This is a genomic window from Novosphingobium organovorum (assembly GCF_022832435.1).
Lineage (GTDB): Bacteria > Pseudomonadota > Alphaproteobacteria > Sphingomonadales > Sphingomonadaceae > Novosphingobium > Novosphingobium organovorum.
This window is the reverse complement of sequence record NZ_JALHLF010000001.1, coordinates 23,807-38,978: the sequence shown is the minus strand read 5'-3', so window position 1 is coordinate 38,978 and position 15,172 is coordinate 23,807. Positions and strand designations below refer to the sequence as shown.

The window sequence follows — 15,172 nt, the reverse complement described above, 5'->3', positions numbered from 1 at the left end:
GGGCTGGATCACGCGACAGACATTCACCTTCTTCTGTGGTGCGCCGTTCGATCTGGGATACTATAGCGTTCTTCGATCCGATTGAATCGGATCGAAGACCGCTCTAGTCCTTTGTTTTGACGCATTTTCTTAACCGTCAGGTGATTCCACCTGACTGGAAAATGCTCTAACGACCTTTCAAGGGCCAACGGCCTGTCCGTCGCATTCTTACGCGCTTCGTTCGCCGGGGGCGGTGCGGCCGGCCGTTGGGGGCAAGCGGCGTTGCCCCCTTGAACGATGACGGACCAAAATCGCTTGCGCTTTAACTGCGAAGCCGCTCGATGCCTTGCGCGAGCGCGACGTAGAGCTTGCCCATGTCCGAGGAGAGCAGCGTCACGCCCATCGCGTTGCCGTCACGGGTGGAAAGAACCTGGCGCAGCAGCGATTCAAAGTCGTGGATGTAGCGGCTTACGTGCTCGCGGAAGACGTCGTCGCGTTCGTAGGTCTGCTGGATTGCCCTGGCTTCGCTGTTGTCGATCAGCGTGACCGCGCGGCGGGTAAAGATGCCGCGATCACCGCGCAGGTAGGCGGCCCAGGCCGTGTCCGAGATCTCGCTCGAAAGCGAGGCAGCGATGTCGATCGCGTTGGAATTGAGCGATTCGGTGATGAGCGCGGCGCGGCGGGCGAAATCGTTGTTGACCGTTTCCGTGGCCTGCTCGCGTGCTTCGGCGACCCGGCGTTCGAGATTGCCGACGAGGTCGTTTACCCGCTCGATCTGTTCGCCGAGCTGGAGCGTCGCCTCGCGGCTGACGCCCGAGGCGTGCGCGACGGCCTGTTCGAGCTGGCCGGAAATCTCGGCGACCGTGGTGCGCATGGCCTTGTCGATCGCCTTGCCGCTGGCATCGCCAAGCGCGTGGGTCACGTTTTCGATCCGAGCGGGCGCTTCGGTTTCGATTGCGGCAATGGCCTCGGCAAGGGTGGCGTGCAGCGCGTTTACCGCGTCGCGCAGTTCGCCGCGGGCGCGTTCGGTGTTGCCGATGAGCGCGTGTTGGATGGTGTCAAGCGTGGCGGTGAGATCGGCCAGCAGCCCCGTGTGTTCCTCGCCGCGCGTGGTGATGCCGATTTGGGCCGCTTCGAGTTCGCGGTTGAGCGCCGAGAGCGTCGTCGCCGATCCATCGAGCGAGCCCGACAGTGCCTGTCCGCTTTGCGCGGCCTGATCGAGCAGGGCGCGCACCGACGCGATCCCGCTTTCGAGCCGGGTGAGGCGTTCTTCGGAAACCGCCATCGCTTCGGGCAACGTGCCGTGGGCCTGCTGTGCGCTGGCGCGCAGCAGGTCGAGCAGGCGCAGGCTGTCTTCGGTGAGCTTGGCGACGTCGCCATCGGCCGAGGCGAGAGAGGCGCGCGAGGCGGCGAGGCTGTCCCCGAGCGCGGCGACCGAGGCGAGCAGGCGGGTTTCGGTATCGCTGCTCTGCACCGCGATCGAGCGCAGGCGGGCTTCGGACTGTTCGAGTTCGCCGGTGACGGCGCGCGCGCGTTCGGTCAGCGCGTCGGCCTGGTGGCGATGGCGCTCGAGGCGTTCGGCAAGCGTCCCGTCGAGTTCGGCGAGCATCTGGTTGACGCGCGCGATGGCGTGGCGTTCCTGTTCGAGCTGGCGGTCCTGGCGTGCCTGGACTTCGGCGCGGAAGCGTTCGTCGCGGGCCTTGAAGGCGTCTTCGGTGCCTTGCGCGTGCTGGGCCAGGCTGGCGAGCCGTTCGCGCAGCGCGGCGACGACGTTTTCCTGCGCGGCGGTGAGGCGCGCTTCGGTCTCGTTTGTGGCCGCGCTCAGCACACCGAGCCGTTCGGTCAGACGCGCAAGGGCGCTGTCGTGATCGGCGCTGATCGTTTCGCGCGCGGCGCTGTGCTGCGCGACGAGTGTCTCGAGCGTGTGTTGCAGATCGTGCCGGGCGCGCTCCTGCGCCGCGCCGAAGCTACGGCCGACGACATCGCACTCCTCGCGCAGGCCCGAAAGCCGGGCGCGTAGCGATGTCAGGCTGCCCGCCTCGTTTTCGTCGAGCTGTTCGCGGGTGAGGGCGATTTCGTCCTTTAGCGCGCTGGCGCGGGTCTGGATCGAGGCGAGCGCCTCGATTTCGTGGCGTTCGAGCTCGGTGCGAAATTGCGCGCTCTGTTCGGTCAGGGCGGCAAAGCGCTGGCGGGCGATCACGTCGAGATCCTCGCACTGGCCAGCGAACTGAGACAGCGCGGCGTCGATCGCGGTGCGCAAGGTGGAGACCTGGCGCTCGCTCGCAAGACCGAACTCGTTGAGGCGGTTGAACCCGGCGATCAGGTCTTCAAGTTGAGAATGGGCAGTGCGCCCGGCGTTGCCGATGTTGTTGGTGACGTCCTTTGCAGAGCTGGCGATCACCGGAAGCTGACCGCGCAGCTTCTCCATGTTCTCAAGCGCGGCGGAGCTGACCGTGCTGATCGTCTCGACCCGTGCGCCATTGTCGCGGATGAGTTCCTCGAGCCGGCCGGCGTTGGTCGAGAGCCGTTCGCTGGCGAGCCGGCCGAGCGTTTCAAGATCGCGGGCCTGCGCGGCGACGAATTCGCGCGCGAGGCTCAGTTCGCGGTTGACGCTGGCGAGGCGCCGTTCGAGCAGGTCGCTTTCGACCGAGAGAGTGCGGGCAACGTCGCCGAAACGCCGCCCCTCGCGCGCGGAGTGGCGCAAAACCAGCAGCCAGACGAGCCCGATCAGGAGCACCGGAACACACCATTGGGTGACGAGGGCGGGCACCTCGGCCAGCGTCACGCCGCTGCGCAGCGATGGCCATCGGGCGGCGAGGAACAGCGCGCTCCAGCCCAGTGCGAAGGTTCCGGCCAGCAGCGGCGCGACCAGCGCGCGGACCGGCGAGGGTGCGGTATCGGCCGGCCAGTCCGCTTCGCCGCGCGCGTCGCTGGCGACCCAGGCCATGTCCCAGTTGTCCGGCGTGGCGGCGAGGTCTTCGCTCGCGGCGGCCTCATCGCCCAGCGCATCGCGCAGGCGCGCGCCGTCGGTGGCCTGATTGGGCCCCTGATCGAAGCCCTGATCGAAGCTCTGTGCGTTCGGCGCGGCGGCATCGGTGTTGCCCGTGCCGAACGAAATGATCCTGCTATCCCCAGACATGGCGCGCAGGATACCACGCCCTGAGCGGCAGGAAACCCCGGATTAAGACTTGGTGCGGTAAGCTGGGGATTATGGCGTACGAACCGGGGGCACTGGAAGCGACACTGGCCGCGGCGGCGGGAGGCGATCCGGCGCTGCTGGGCGAATTGCGCCGGGCCTACCAGGAAAGCGTGGCGCGTCAGGTCGATCTGCTGGCCCGCGCCCGGTGCGATGGAAACTGGGAGCTGGCCGCGCAGCGCCTGCTTGGCCTGGCAGCGAGTTTTCATTGCGAGGACTTGCGCGCGATGGCCGACGCGGCGCTTCGGGCGGCTCCGGGCGAGCCCACGGCCGTTCGCCGATTGCAATCGTATATCGACCGATTTTCCGGCAGTTGAGCGCTGCCACCGCTTGGCACCCGGCGCAGCTGTCCGTAGAAGGGGGCGACGGTGGAGTGACGAACCTGCGTATTGCCCTGATATCGATGACGGACCCTTCGGACGTGGGTCTACCGCATCCGCGGGCCTTCCTGCGCATCGCCGGGGCCAGCCTGGCGCAGCATCAGTTGGGGCTGGCGCTCGCGCTCAAGTGCCATCGCGTCATCTGCATCGCGCCCGAACCCTCTCCCGATCTGCTGGCGGTGCAGCATCTTGCCGAGGATTCGGGCGTCCAGTTCTACGTTGCCAGCGGGCCGCGCCAGATCGCGGCGCAAGTGACCGCGAGCGATGATCTTTTCCTGATTACCGATGGTCTTTTCGCCGATCCTGCGGGCGCGGTGCCCTTGCTCGAGGCGGGGCGTTCGCTGGTGCTGGTGCAGCCGGTCGAAGGGCCACAGGCGAGCGCGTTCGAGCGTATCGATCTCAACCGTGCGGCGGCGGGCCTGGCGCGGATACCCGGCTCGCTGGTCGAACGGCTGCATGAACATCCGGCCGATTGCGACGCGATCTCCACGCTCATGCGCATCGCGCTGCAATCGCGCGCGGCGATGATCGAGGTTCCCGCCGCCACGCGCAGCGGTGCTTCCTGGCGCCTTGTGCGCAGCGAGGCCGAGGCCGTCGAAGTCGAGCAGGAGTGGCTGCGCGAGCATTTCGGCACCAACGGTCCGCGCACGCCCGGCCGGATGCTGGCGCGCAGTGCGGCGCTCATGCTCGGCTCCTCGCTGCTGCAACGCGGCGGGGCGAGCAACCTCGTCAGCGGCGTGGTGCTGATCCTGCTGGCCATGGCTGCGCTGCTGGGCTGGTTCGGGTTTGTCATTCCGGGTTTCGTGTGCGCCGGATCTGGCTGGGTGCTGGTCGAGGCGGGGCGGCGCCTGCGCGTCGCCGAACGGCGCCCGCTGGGCGAGATGATCCCCGCAGTCGAACGCGCCGATGCACTGCTGTGGGTGGTCGATGCGGTGCTGGCGGGGCTGGTGCTGGCGGCTAGTCCGCCGCTCGCGGGAGAGGCGGTGCTGACCTGGCTGTTTGCCCCCGTGATCTTCTTCCTGCTGCTCACCATGGCGCCGCGTCTGCTCGAACCGCGCGCCGCGGCCTGGGTGGCAGACCGGGTCCTGCTGGCGCTGGTGCTGGCGATCGGCGCACTGTTCGGATCGGTCCAGCTGCTGGTCGAAGCGTTCGCGCTGGCGCTGGTGGTCTGGGAACTTGTTCTCATGAAGCGTTCCTCGGTATAACCTCGATTTAACCAAGACCGATCTAGGCAGGTGCGATGAACGAGAAGCTTGCCACGCCGGACAGTCTGCGCGCCGTCGAAACCGTTTTTCGCGACGAGCTTTCGCGCGGGGATGCCACGGCGCAAACGGTGCTGCCGATCCTGCGCCATCTGATCGGTGCCGAGGACAATTCGGTGTTCAGCGACGAAATCCTGGCCCGCGTGCGCGGCATGGTGGGCGATCTGGCGCGCCAGCTTCTGGACGCGGTGGCCAGTACGTGCGGTAGTGAGGGCGCCGGGGCGGGGCTGCGGATGGAACGGGTGGCGCAGGCGCTGCTCGACAATCCGCAATTGCTCGCGCACGTCCATTCGCTGGCGCTCGAGTGGCAGTTGACCGAGCGCTTGCAGCACCGCCTCGCGCTCGACCCGGTGGTCTCCCCCTTGCTTCAGGCCCTGATCTCGGCTGCCGATCCCGCCACGCAGGACACCGCCATGCGTTTTCTCGCCGCGCAGGCGCGCTGGTGCCAGGCGCAGCGCCGCATGACCCTCGCGCTGGTCGAACTGCCCGCCGAAATCCTCCACGCCGCGCTGATGACGCTGGGGGTGATGGCCGCCGGGGATCCGCGCCTGTCCGAAAACCTCGCGCTGGTCCAGGCCGACGTGCGCGCGCGCTACGACGAGGGTGCGTCGCGTCTGGGGCTGGCCGCGCACCTGCTGTTCACGCTGGGCGGCGGTGTCCAGGCGGCGCTGTCGCTCGACAGCGCGGGGCTGGCGCTGTTTCTCACCGCGCTGGGTTTCAGTTCGGGGCAGGACCGCGAACAGGTGGTGTTTTCGACCCACGAAAGCCAGTTGGCGCGCCTTGCCCTGGCGCTGCGCGCTTCGGGGCTCAAGAGCGCGACGGTCGAACGCGAATTCCTCGCCTTCCATCCCGATATCACCCTGCCCGAAGGTTTCGAGGCCATCGGTGTCGATCGCGCGGCGGCCTTGCTCGCGGCGGGTGAGGGGACGCGCTGATGCGCTCGGATGGCACGGTGCTCGCCCGCGCGACCAGCGACGGGGAAGATCGCCTGATCGAGGCTGACGAGCCGCTCGCCGGGCTGCATTTGCGCTGTGGCGGGCAACTGCCCGGCACCATCGCGGTGCCCGAACTGCTCGAACTGGTGCGCAAGGCGCGCCGGTTCCGTTTTCCGCTGGCGCGCGCGGTCAGCGCGCACGATGGCGGCGACGTGATTACCGCCTGGGTCGAGGCGCAGCCGAGCGAAACCGGGGACGGCTGCGACATTCGCGTGCGCAACTGGCGCAGCGCGCCGATGCCGCACGAGGATTCGACCGCAAGCGAGGCGCGCCGGGCCACCACCGATCGCCAGTTGGCCGAACTCACCGCGACGCTCGATGCCGGGCAGCGCCTGTTGGCGGTGGAGACGACGAGCGCGGAACTCGTCGCGCTGGCCGGAGCGATGGAAAGCGGGATCGGGCGGGTGTGGACCGAATTCCTGCCGCCCGAAAATGTTGCGCACCAGCAGCCGCTGCACTGGCGCCTGCTCGACGGGACGCGGGTGATCGTGCCGGGCTCGGGCCGCACGTTCCACGTCCGGCTGCTGCCCTCGATGCAGCCGGGTTTCGATCCGGCGGGTTTCGAGCTGCTCCTGTTGTCCGATCAGCCGCCCCCGCTTGCACCGACGGCGCCGGGAACTGCGCTGCCGAGCAACCGGCGCGGGCTGGTGGGGCAGGAACTCGCGCCCGTGCTGCGCCAGCCTATCGCGCGCATCATTGCCAACGCCGAGACCATCCGCACGCGCATGGCGGGGCCCTTGCCCGATGCCTATGCCGGTTATGCGAGCGAGATCGCCAGCGCGGGCAAGCTGCTGCTTGACCTGCTCGACGACCTGTCGGACCTCGAAGTCGTCGAAGCGCGTGACTTTCAGACCGCCCCTGACCAGATCGACCTGGGCGAGGTGTCGCGGCAGGCCGCGGGGATTCTCAACGTGCGTGCGCAGGAAAGGGGGATTACCCTGATCGCGCCCGACGCCGCGCAGAGCCTTCCTGCCATCGCCGAGTTCCGCCGTGTGCTGCAGATCCTGCTCAACCTCATCGGCAATGCGATCCGCTATTCGCCCGAAGGATCGCGCGTGTGGATCCGGCTCGAGCCCGCCGGGCCGATGGCGCGCGTGGTCGTCGCCGACGAGGGCGAGGGCCTGTCGCTGGAAGAGCAGGGGCGCCTGTTCGCCAAGTTCGAGCGTCTTGGCCGCAAGGGCGATGGCGGTTCGGGCCTCGGGCTGTTCATCTCGCGCCGGCTTGCGCGCGCGATGGGCGGCGAGCTTTCCGTCGAGAGCGCGCCGGGCCAGGGCGCCCGTTTCCGGCTCGAGGTTCCGGCGGACCCCGACGCGGGATGAGCCGGTTTGGTCCGGCATTCCGGCTAACGTGCCGGACCTGACGTAAGCTGCCCCCCAACGAAAAAGGCCCCCGCTTGCGCGAGGGCCTTTTTCTTGTCGTGTCCGTGAGGATCAGCGGGCGCTGAGCGGCACGTAATCGCGCTGCGTCGGGCCGGTGTAGAGCTGACGCGGGCGGCCGATGCGCTGGCCGGGATCGGAGATCATTTCGTTCCACTGCGCGACCCAGCCCACGGTGCGGGCGAGCGCGAAGAGCACGGTGAACATCTCGGTCGGGAAACCGATCGCCGAGAGGATGATGCCCGAATAGAAGTCGACGTTCGGGAACAGCTTCTTCTCGATGAAGTACGGGTCGTTGAGCGCGATTTCCTCGAGGCGCATGGCGGTCTCGAAGAGCGGATCGGTGACCTTGAGCGCCGAGAAGACCTCACGCACGGTTTCCTGCATGACGGTCGCACGCGGGTCGTAGTTCTTGTACACGCGGTGACCGAAGCCCATCAGACGGAACGGATCGTTCTTGTCCTTGGCGCGCTCGATGTAGTGCGGGATCTTGTCGGGGGTGCCGATTTCACGCAGCATGTTGAGCGCGGCTTCGTTGGCGCCGCCGTGTGCCGGGCCCCACAGGCAGGCGATGCCGGCCGCGATGCAGGCAAACGGGTTGGCGCCCGAGGAACCGGCCAGACGCACGGTCGAGGTCGATGCGTTCTGTTCGTGATCGGCGTGGAGGATGAAGATGCGGTCCATCGCCTTTTCGACGGCGGGGATCACTTCGTATTCCTCGGCCGGAACGCCGAACGTCATGCGCAGGAAGTTGCCGGTGTAGGACAGGTTGTTGTCCGGGTACAGGAAGGGCTGGCCCACCGAGTACTTGTACGCGGCCGCCGCGATCGTCGGCATCTTCGCGATCAGGCGGTGGCTGGCGATCTTGCGCTGTTCGGGGTCCGAGATGTCGGTCGAATCGTGGTAGAACGCCGAGAGCGCGCCCACCACGCCGCACATGATCGCCATCGGGTGCGCGTCACGGCGGAAGCCCTGGTAGAAGTGGCGCAGCTGCTCGTGGATCATCGTGTGACGGCTGATCGTGTATTCGAACTTGGACAGCTCGTCCTGGCTCGGCAGTTCGCCGTTGAGCAGCAGGTAGCTGACTTCCATGAACGAGGACTGTTCGGCCAGCTGGCCGATCGGGTAGCCGCGGTGCAGCAGGACGCCTTCGCCGCCGTCGATGTAGGTCAGAGCCGACTCGCAGCTCGCCGTCGAGGTGAAGCCGGGGTCGAAGGTGAACTTGCCGGTCTGGGCGTAGAGCTTACGGATGTCGATGACTTCCGGCCCGACGCTGCCTTTCAGGATGGGGTATTCGAAATCAGCGCCTTCGGCGCTAAGCTTTGCCTGATCACCCACCAGTTCTTTCTCCTTATGATTGTGTCTCCGCCGAAACGGATGCCTGCGCGTGTATGCGCGCGAGGCTTTCGTCCCGGCCGAGCAGTACGAGTACGTCAAAAATCCCGGGCGAGGTCGTCTGCCCCGTCAGGGCTGCCCGCAGGGGTTGTGCGAGCTTGCCGAGACCCAGTTCGAGCTCGGCGGCCATTGCCTTCAGGTTGTCTTCCAACGCCTCGAGTGTCCATTCGGACAAGCCCGACAGCCGCTCGTGCATCGTGGCAAGGCGCGAACGCGCCTCGTCGGTCAGGAGCTTCTGCGCCTTCTCGGTCAGAGCGAGAGGGCGTTTGGCGAAAAGGAAGGCGGCGCCTTCTGCAAGTTCGTTGAGGTCCTTGGCACGGACCTTGAGTTCGGCCATCGCGCGCGCCAGCAGGGCCTTGTCGGCGTCCTCGTAGCCAGCGGCGGTGAGCCGCGGCAGGACGAGTTCGGCAAGGCGCTCATCGGCGGCTTCGCGCAGGTAGTGACCGTTGAGGTTCTGCAACTTGGCCATATCGAAGCGCGAGGCGCCCTTGTTGACATCGGTGATGTCGAACCATTCGATGGCCTGGTCGCGGCTGATGATTTCCTCGTCGCCATGGCCCCAGCCAAGACGCAGGAGATAGTTGAACACCGCCTCGGGCAGCAATCCCATCTCGTCGCGGTAGGCATCGACGCCCAGCGCGCCGTGGCGCTTGGACAGCTTGGCCCCGTCGGCGCCGTGGATCAGCGGGATATGGGCGTAGACCGGATCGGGCCAGCCACCCTCGATCGCGTCCATCGCGCGCAGGATGACGAGCTGGCGGAACGCGTTGTTGATGTGGTCGTCGCCGCGAATGACGTGGGTCACGCCCATGTCGCGGTCGTCGACCACGACGGCGAGCATGTAGGTCGGCGTGCCATCCGAGCGCAGGATGACGAAATCGTCGAGTTCGCGGTGCTGGACGGTGATCGCCCCCTGCACCTGATCGTCGATCGTGGTCTCCCCGTCACGCGGGGCCTTGATGCGCACCACGTAGGGCTGGTCTTCGGGCCAGGTCGTGGGATCGGCGTCGCGCCATTCGCTGTCGAGGCGGAACGGGCGGCGCTCCTCCTGCGCCTTCTGGCGGCGCTCGGCGAGCTGCTCGCTGGTCAGGTAGCAGCGGTAGGCCTGTCCCGCATCGAGCAGGGCCTTGGCGACCTCGGCGTGACGCTCTGAACGGGCGAACTGGAACACCGGCTCTTCGTCACCGGCAAGGCCAAGCCAGGACAGGCCATCGAAAATGGCCTCGATCGCGGCATCGGTCGAACGGGCGCGGTCGGTATCCTCGATGCGCAGCAAGTAGGTCCCGCCGTGGTGACGGGCGTACAACCAGTTGAAAAGCGCCGTGCGGGCACCGCCGATGTGCAGGAAGCCGGTTGGCGAGGGAGCAAAGCGCGTAACGACGGCCTTCGTGCCGCTCGATCCGCTCGATGCACTACCACTTGCCATTCTGATTACCTTCCTGTCCAATTGTCGGGTATGGCGAGCGAGGCCGCGAAACCCGATGAAAAATCATCCCCGGACATGTCCGGGTGCGCTGCATTGCGGCGTCGGCAATGGAACAGCGAAAGCAACTTGTCGAGGGCTTTGGCGGGGGTAGAGGGATTTCTTTCGAAATCCGGCCATGATCGCGCTCCGTGGCTTTGCGTAGCCTTTGGGACGGGCATTCTGGCTTGGTTTACGCTTCCCCTGCCACTCCATTGGGTTACTCTGACGACGCTGTGCATTGCAGCAAGCCTGGCAGCTCACCTCTGCTGGCGGCGATGTGGTGCTTTTCCGTATGTGTCGCAAGCTCTTTTTTGGGTTCCGCTGTTGCTTGCAGCGGGATGTTTGCTGGTCTGGGCGCGTTCCGAGATCAGCGGGACCCGTCCGATCCGCGCGCCGCTTTTCGGAACGTTCACCGGCCGGTTGCTCGCGGTGGAGGAACAGTCCGCGCTGGGGCGGCGGCGGTTGTTCGTCGCCATCCGCGAGCCCGGCGGTGACCGGGCGATCAAGGTCCGCCTCAACCTCGCTGACGCGCCCACCACGCCATCGCCCGTAGCTTCCGGTTCGGGTGACGGCGCATCGCAAGGGGCTGGGCCGCTCACGCCTGGAAGCCTGGTGCGATTCAAGGCCCGTCTGATGCCGCCCGCCGCCGCGATGGTGCCCGGAGGCTATAATTTTGCTCGAACGGCCTGGTTTTCCGGCCTTGCCGCAAGCGGCGCGGTGCTGGGCAGGGTCGAAGTGCTCGAACCGGGGCAGGCCGGTGGCAGCCTTGCCGGGCTGCGCCGGTCGCTCTCGCGTCATGTCCGCGCGCGTATGCCGGGCGGGGCGGGTGGGATCGGGGCCGCGCTGGTCTCGGGCGATCGCGGCGGTATTGGAACTGGCGATGCGCAGGCGATGCGCGATGCCGGACTGGCGCATCTGCTGTCGATCAGCGGGCTGCATGTGAGCGCGGTCATCGCGCTGGCGTACATGGTCGCGATCCGGCTTCTGGCCTTGTGGCCCGCGCTGGCGCTGCGCGTGCGCCTGCCCGTGCTGGCCAGCGCCATGGGGGCCCTGGCCGGGGTGAGCTACACCGTTCTGACCGGGGCGCAGGTCCCCACCGTCCGCTCCTGCGTCGGGGCCTTGCTGGTGCTGATGGCGCTGGCCATCGGACGCGAACCCCTGTCGCTGCGGATGCTGGCGATCGCGGCTTTTGTCGTGCTTGCGCTCTGGCCTGAAGCGATCATCGGACCCAGCTTTCAGATGAGCTTCGCGGCGGTTCTGGCCCTGGTTTCGCTTTCGACCTGCGCTCCGGTCCGTGCTTTCGTGGCGGCGCGAGAGGAAGGCGTACTGGCCCGTCTGGCGCGCTGGTTCGCCATGCTGCTCGTCACGGGTCTGGTGATCGATCTCGCGCTGATGCCGATCACGCTATACCATTTTCATCGGGCGGGCTTCTATGGTGCTTTCGCGAATATCGTGGCCATCCCGATGACCACCTTCGTCATCATGCCCGGCATTGCGCTGGGGCTGGCGGCCGATCTGTTCGGGCTCGGCGTGCCGGTATGGTGGCTGGTCGAGCGCGCGATCGACACGATCCTGGCTCTTGCGCATTTCGTGGCGAGCCGTCCGGGGGCTGTGACGGTCATTCCTGCGATTGGCGGGAGTGCGCTTGCGCTCTTTGCGTTGGGAGGGGTGTGGGTTGGTCTGTGGCGAGGGCAGGTGCGCCTACTCGGGCTTGGTCCCGCGCTGGCCGGCCTGGTCTGGCTGGCGCTGCTGCCGCCTCCCGATATCCTCGTCGGCGGCGATGGACGCCATGTCGGCATCGTGGAGCGCGGGAGCCGAAAAGGTACCGCAGACCGGCTCGTGCTGCTACGGGAAAGCCGCAGTTCCTACGTGCGCGACAACCTGCTCGAACTGGCAGGCATGCAGGGGGACACGGCCTACCTTCCCGACCAGCCCGGCGCGCGCTGCACGCCCGACTTCTGCACCCTGGTGCTCGAGCGCGGGGGCAAGGCCTGGACAATCCTCGTTTCGCGCAGCCGCAATGCGGTGCCCGAACGCGCGCTCGCCGCGACGTGCGACCGTGTGGACATCGTCATCGCCGATCGCTGGCTGCCGCAAAGCTGTCGCCCGCGCTGGCTCAAGGCCGATCGGGCGATGCTCGTGAGGACCGGGGGGCTGAGTATCGATCTGTCGAACCAGACCCTACGCACCGTTGCCGAGGGTCAGGGTAAGCACGGATGGTGGCGCCCTTACGAGAGCGGGACCGGAATGGACCTGCCCTTGATCTCTGCCAAGGTGTTCTGACCGGTCTCTTCGGGGCCAACCCGCGTTGCCCCCTGTTCGCGAGGCGTCTCACCGAGGTTGGTCGTGCGTTTCGTTCTGTACCTTCGGCTTTGAACAGCAGAAGGCAACTCGCCACAACAAAAGGTAACTAAGACCACCGCACCGGGTGCCTTGCACCAAAGGTCCCGCACCAAGCCACTGACAAGGCCTTCTCCCGGCAGGCCGGCGTCTGTCCTGCCGGGAGCGAGCGCCGGTCCATTCAACGCTGGCGGCTCAATGGTAGCGACGCAGCAGCCCCGCCAGCTTGCCCTGGACTTCGACTTCGTCCGGTCCGTAGATCTGGGGTTCGTACGCCGCATTGGCCGGATCGAGGCGGACCATGCCACCTTCGCGGCGCAGGTACTTGAGCGTCGCTTCCTCTCCCCGGATGAGCGCAACCACGATCTCGCCGTCGCGCGCGGTGCCGGTGCGCTTCACGAGCGCGAAGTCGCCATCGAGAATGCCAGCTTCGATCATGGAATCGCCCGAGACTTCGAGCGCATAATGTTCCCCTGAACCCAGCAGGGCAGCGGGAACGGGCAGCATGGCCTGATCCTCGAGCGCTTCGATCGGGACGCCCGCCGCGATGCGACCGTGCAGGGGAATCTCGATCACGTCGTTGGCGGGTTGCGGAACGTTGCGCGTCGAAGGCTGCGGGCTTGCAGCGAGGTTGTTGTTGGCGGCGGCGGGAACCGGCGGGGCCGTCGATCCTTCGTCCGCCCGGCGCAGCACTTCGAGCGCGCGGGCGCGGTTGGGCAGGCGGCGGATGAAGCCGCGTTCCTCCAGCGCGGAAATAAGGCGATGGACACCCGACTTCGACTTGAGGTCGAGCGCTTCCTTCATCTCCTCGAAGCTGGGCGAGATGCCGGTTTCGTCAAGCCGGGTCTGGATGAACCGGAGCAATTCGTGCTGCTTGCGCGTCAACATCTTGGCTGCCTTTTCCCTCAAGTGCTGGCAGGCCAGGATGGACTATCCGTAGCTGCCGGTGTTCAGGAATGTTCCAATCGTGAACATTGAGGGAACAATTAAGCAACAAAATTCAAGACGTCAAGCGATACCGCCATTGTGGAGCAAGTACACCCGCACGGCTTCACCCGTCGTCGCGGCCGGGGCATGGGCCGCGCGATCGATCAGGACATTGCTTGCCGCGAGCGAGACCAGTGCCCCGCTGTCCTGCACCGGCATCGGGCGGACATTCAGGCCATCCCACAAGCCGCGCACGAATTCGCGGCGCGGACCGGTGGCGGGGAGCGTGCCTTCAAGCGTGGTTGCGATGTCGAGGGGCAGCGGGTTCGCCGCGCCGAGCAACGCGCGCAGCAGCGGCAGCAGGAAATGATACCCGGTCACCAGCGAGGAGACCGGGTTGCCCGGAAGCCCGAGGATGATCTGGCGCCGGTTGCTGCGCTGCCGGGTGGCGACCAGCAGGGGCTTGCCCGGCTTGATCGCGATGCGCCAGAAGTCGAGCGAGGCGCCCCATTTAGCGAGCGCGGGGCGGATGAGGTCGTGATCGCCGACCGATGCGCCGCCGCTGGTGACGATTACGTCGGCGTGCGCGGCCTGTTCGAAGGCATCGATCAGGGCGTCGATCCGGTCCGGCACCGGGCCGATCCGTTCACTGCGGATGGCGAGCCCGGCGATCATCGCCTCGAGCATGGCGCCGTTGCTGGCGGGGATCTGGTGGACCGGGCAGGCGGTGGGGTCGATGGCCAGTTCGTCGCCGCTGTCGATCACGGCAACCAGCGGGCGGCGGGCCACGGGCAAGTGCGTATGCCCGGCCGACAGCGCGAGGGCGATCTGTGCCGGGCCGATCAGGAGGCCTTGCGGCATGACCACCTTGCCGGTGGCGAAGTCGAGGCCGCAGCGGCGCACGTGGCGATCGTGCGGGTCGGGGGCCGTGCCGCGCAGACGCAGCGCGCTGTCTTCGCGCACGAGGTCTTCCTGGAGGATCACGCCCGCGGCATCGGCCGGAAGCAGGGCTCCGGTGGACATGCGCACCGCTTCGCCCGGCCGGATCGCGCCGGTATAGGGATGGCCCGCCGCGCTTTCGCCGACGATGGTCCAGGGACCGGCAAGGTCGCCTTCGGTGACGGCGTAACCGTCCATGGCGGAAAGGTCCGCGGCAGGCTGGGTGCGGCGTGCGGCAAGCGGTTCGGCAAGATAACGCCCGATGGCGCCTGTCATGTCGACATGCTCGCGCGGCATCGGATCGGCGAGCGCGAAGAGGCGGCGTTGGGCCTCCTCGAGCGGGAGGGGTTTGGGAATTCCGGGAACGGCGGCGGGTTCGCTCATGCCCACCCGTCCGCGATCCAGTGTCCGGACTTGCCGCCGCGCTTCTCTACCAGCCGGATCTCCGAAATGACCATGCCCTTGTCGAGCGCCTTGGCCATGTCGTAAACCGTCACCAGCGCGATCGAGACCGCCGTGATGGCTTCCATCTCCACCCCGGTCTTGCCGGTAATCGCGGCGGTGGCGGTGGCGCGGATGGTGCCGCAAAATTCCTCTTCGGCCTCGAACGTGAAGTCCACATTGACCGCATCAATCGGCAGCGGGTGGCACAGTGGGATCAGTTCGGCGGTCTTCTTCGCGGCCATGATCCCGGCGATCCGCGCAGTGCCCAGCACGTCCCCCTTGGGGGCATCCCCCGCCTTGATCGCGGCGAGCGCGGTATCGGTCATGGTGATCGTGCCGGTGGCGACGGCGACGCGTTGGCTTGCTGTCTTGGCTCCGACGTCAACCATGCGCGCGGTACCGTCCGTATCGATATGGGTGAGGGACTGGCTCAAGACGGCTTCCTATCCGGCCCGTTCGCGGGGCTTGTTGAGG

At 67.0% G+C, this 15,172-nt stretch carries 11 protein-coding genes; 5 read left to right on the top strand and 6 right to left on the bottom strand.

Going from position 1 to position 15,172, the window contains the following annotated elements; genetic code table 11:
- Window positions 1-301 precede the first annotated feature (301 nt).
- The gene (locus MTR62_RS00170) at window positions 302-3,118 is read right to left on the bottom strand and encodes a coiled-coil domain-containing protein (protein WP_244016146.1); all 2,817 of its coding nucleotides are present in this window, start codon (window positions 3,116-3,118) and stop codon (window positions 302-304) included.
- Window positions 3,119-3,189: 71 nt separating this feature from the next.
- On the opposite strand from MTR62_RS00170, the gene MTR62_RS00165 reads away from it, so the two are divergent.
- From MTR62_RS00165 to MTR62_RS00150, 4 genes are read left to right on the top strand one after another with little or no spacing between them, the layout of a single operon-like run.
- A complete protein-coding gene (locus tag MTR62_RS00165; RefSeq protein ID WP_244016144.1) occupies window positions 3,190-3,492 on the top strand; it encodes an Hpt domain-containing protein in 303 nt (100 codons plus the stop codon).
- Between the two features lie 56 nt (window positions 3,493-3,548).
- Window positions 3,549-4,760 (top strand): hypothetical protein, encoded by a 1,212-nt coding sequence (locus MTR62_RS00160; RefSeq protein ID WP_244016143.1) that lies wholly within the window; start codon window positions 3,549-3,551, stop codon window positions 4,758-4,760.
- Window positions 4,761-4,795: 35 nt separating this feature from the next.
- On the top strand, window positions 4,796-5,752 hold the full coding sequence (locus MTR62_RS00155) for a hypothetical protein (RefSeq protein WP_244016141.1): 957 nt from the start codon (window positions 4,796-4,798) through the stop codon (window positions 5,750-5,752).
- Window positions 5,752-7,131: a sensor histidine kinase gene (locus MTR62_RS00150; protein WP_244016139.1), complete on the top strand. Its 1,380-nt coding sequence runs from the start codon at window positions 5,752-5,754 to the stop codon at window positions 7,129-7,131. The genes MTR62_RS00155 and MTR62_RS00150 overlap by 1 nt, the downstream gene beginning before the upstream one ends.
- A gap of 111 nt (window positions 7,132-7,242) precedes the next feature.
- Here the strand turns inward: MTR62_RS00150 and MTR62_RS00145 are convergent, their stop codons facing one another.
- Both MTR62_RS00145 and gltX read right to left on the bottom strand, forming a co-directional pair.
- Complete coding sequence (locus tag MTR62_RS00145) at window positions 7,243-8,526, bottom strand: citrate synthase (RefSeq protein WP_244016137.1); 1,284 nt, start codon at window positions 8,524-8,526, stop codon at window positions 7,243-7,245.
- A 13-nt stretch (window positions 8,527-8,539) separates the two neighbouring features.
- Window positions 8,540-10,009 carry a glutamate--tRNA ligase gene (gene gltX / locus MTR62_RS00140; RefSeq protein WP_244016135.1) on the bottom strand — a complete coding sequence of 490 codons (1,470 nt, stop codon included), beginning with the start codon at window positions 10,007-10,009 and terminating at the stop codon, window positions 8,540-8,542.
- A gap of 30 nt (window positions 10,010-10,039) precedes the next feature.
- Here gltX and MTR62_RS00135 point away from each other — a divergent pair, with 30 nt between their 5' ends.
- Complete coding sequence (locus tag MTR62_RS00135) at window positions 10,040-12,331, top strand: ComEC/Rec2 family competence protein (RefSeq protein ID WP_244016133.1); 2,292 nt, start codon at window positions 10,040-10,042, stop codon at window positions 12,329-12,331.
- A gap of 252 nt (window positions 12,332-12,583) precedes the next feature.
- Here the strand turns inward: MTR62_RS00135 and lexA are convergent, their stop codons facing one another.
- From lexA to moaC, 3 genes are all read right to left on the bottom strand, one after another.
- A complete protein-coding gene (gene lexA / locus MTR62_RS00130) occupies window positions 12,584-13,276 on the bottom strand; it encodes a transcriptional repressor LexA (protein ID WP_244016131.1) in 693 nt (230 codons plus the stop codon).
- 120 nt (window positions 13,277-13,396) lie between these two features.
- Entirely contained in the window at window positions 13,397-14,638 is a 1,242-nt protein-coding gene (locus MTR62_RS00125) for a molybdopterin molybdotransferase MoeA (protein ID WP_244016129.1), read from the bottom strand.
- Window positions 14,635-15,132, bottom strand: coding sequence for a cyclic pyranopterin monophosphate synthase MoaC (gene moaC / locus MTR62_RS00120; protein WP_244016127.1), 498 nt, complete (start codon window positions 15,130-15,132; stop codon window positions 14,635-14,637). Before moaC ends, MTR62_RS00125 begins: the two co-directional genes overlap by 4 nt.
- Between the last annotated feature and the right edge of the window lie 40 nt (window positions 15,133-15,172).

What these genes read in the sequence shown, in the direction of transcription:
- MTR62_RS00170 (WP_244016146.1), bottom strand. Translation starts at nt 3,118, where the DNA reads ATGTCTGGGGATAGCAGGATCATTTCGTTCGGCACGGGCAACACCGAT.
- MTR62_RS00165 (WP_244016144.1), top strand. Translation starts at nt 3,190, where the DNA reads ATGGCGTACGAACCGGGGGCACTGGAAGCGACACTGGCCGCGGCGGCG.
- MTR62_RS00155 (WP_244016141.1), top strand. Translation starts at nt 4,796, where the DNA reads ATGAACGAGAAGCTTGCCACGCCGGACAGTCTGCGCGCCGTCGAAACC.
- MTR62_RS00150 (WP_244016139.1), top strand. Translation starts at nt 5,752, where the DNA reads ATGCGCTCGGATGGCACGGTGCTCGCCCGCGCGACCAGCGACGGGGAA.
- gltX (WP_244016135.1), bottom strand. Translation starts at nt 10,009, where the DNA reads ATGGCAAGTGGTAGTGCATCGAGCGGATCGAGCGGCACGAAGGCCGTC.
- MTR62_RS00135 (WP_244016133.1), top strand. Translation starts at nt 10,040, where the DNA reads ATGGCGAGCGAGGCCGCGAAACCCGATGAAAAATCATCCCCGGACATG.
- lexA (WP_244016131.1), bottom strand. Translation starts at nt 13,276, where the DNA reads ATGTTGACGCGCAAGCAGCACGAATTGCTCCGGTTCATCCAGACCCGG.
- MTR62_RS00125 (WP_244016129.1), bottom strand. Translation starts at nt 14,638, where the DNA reads ATGAGCGAACCCGCCGCCGTTCCCGGAATTCCCAAACCCCTCCCGCTC.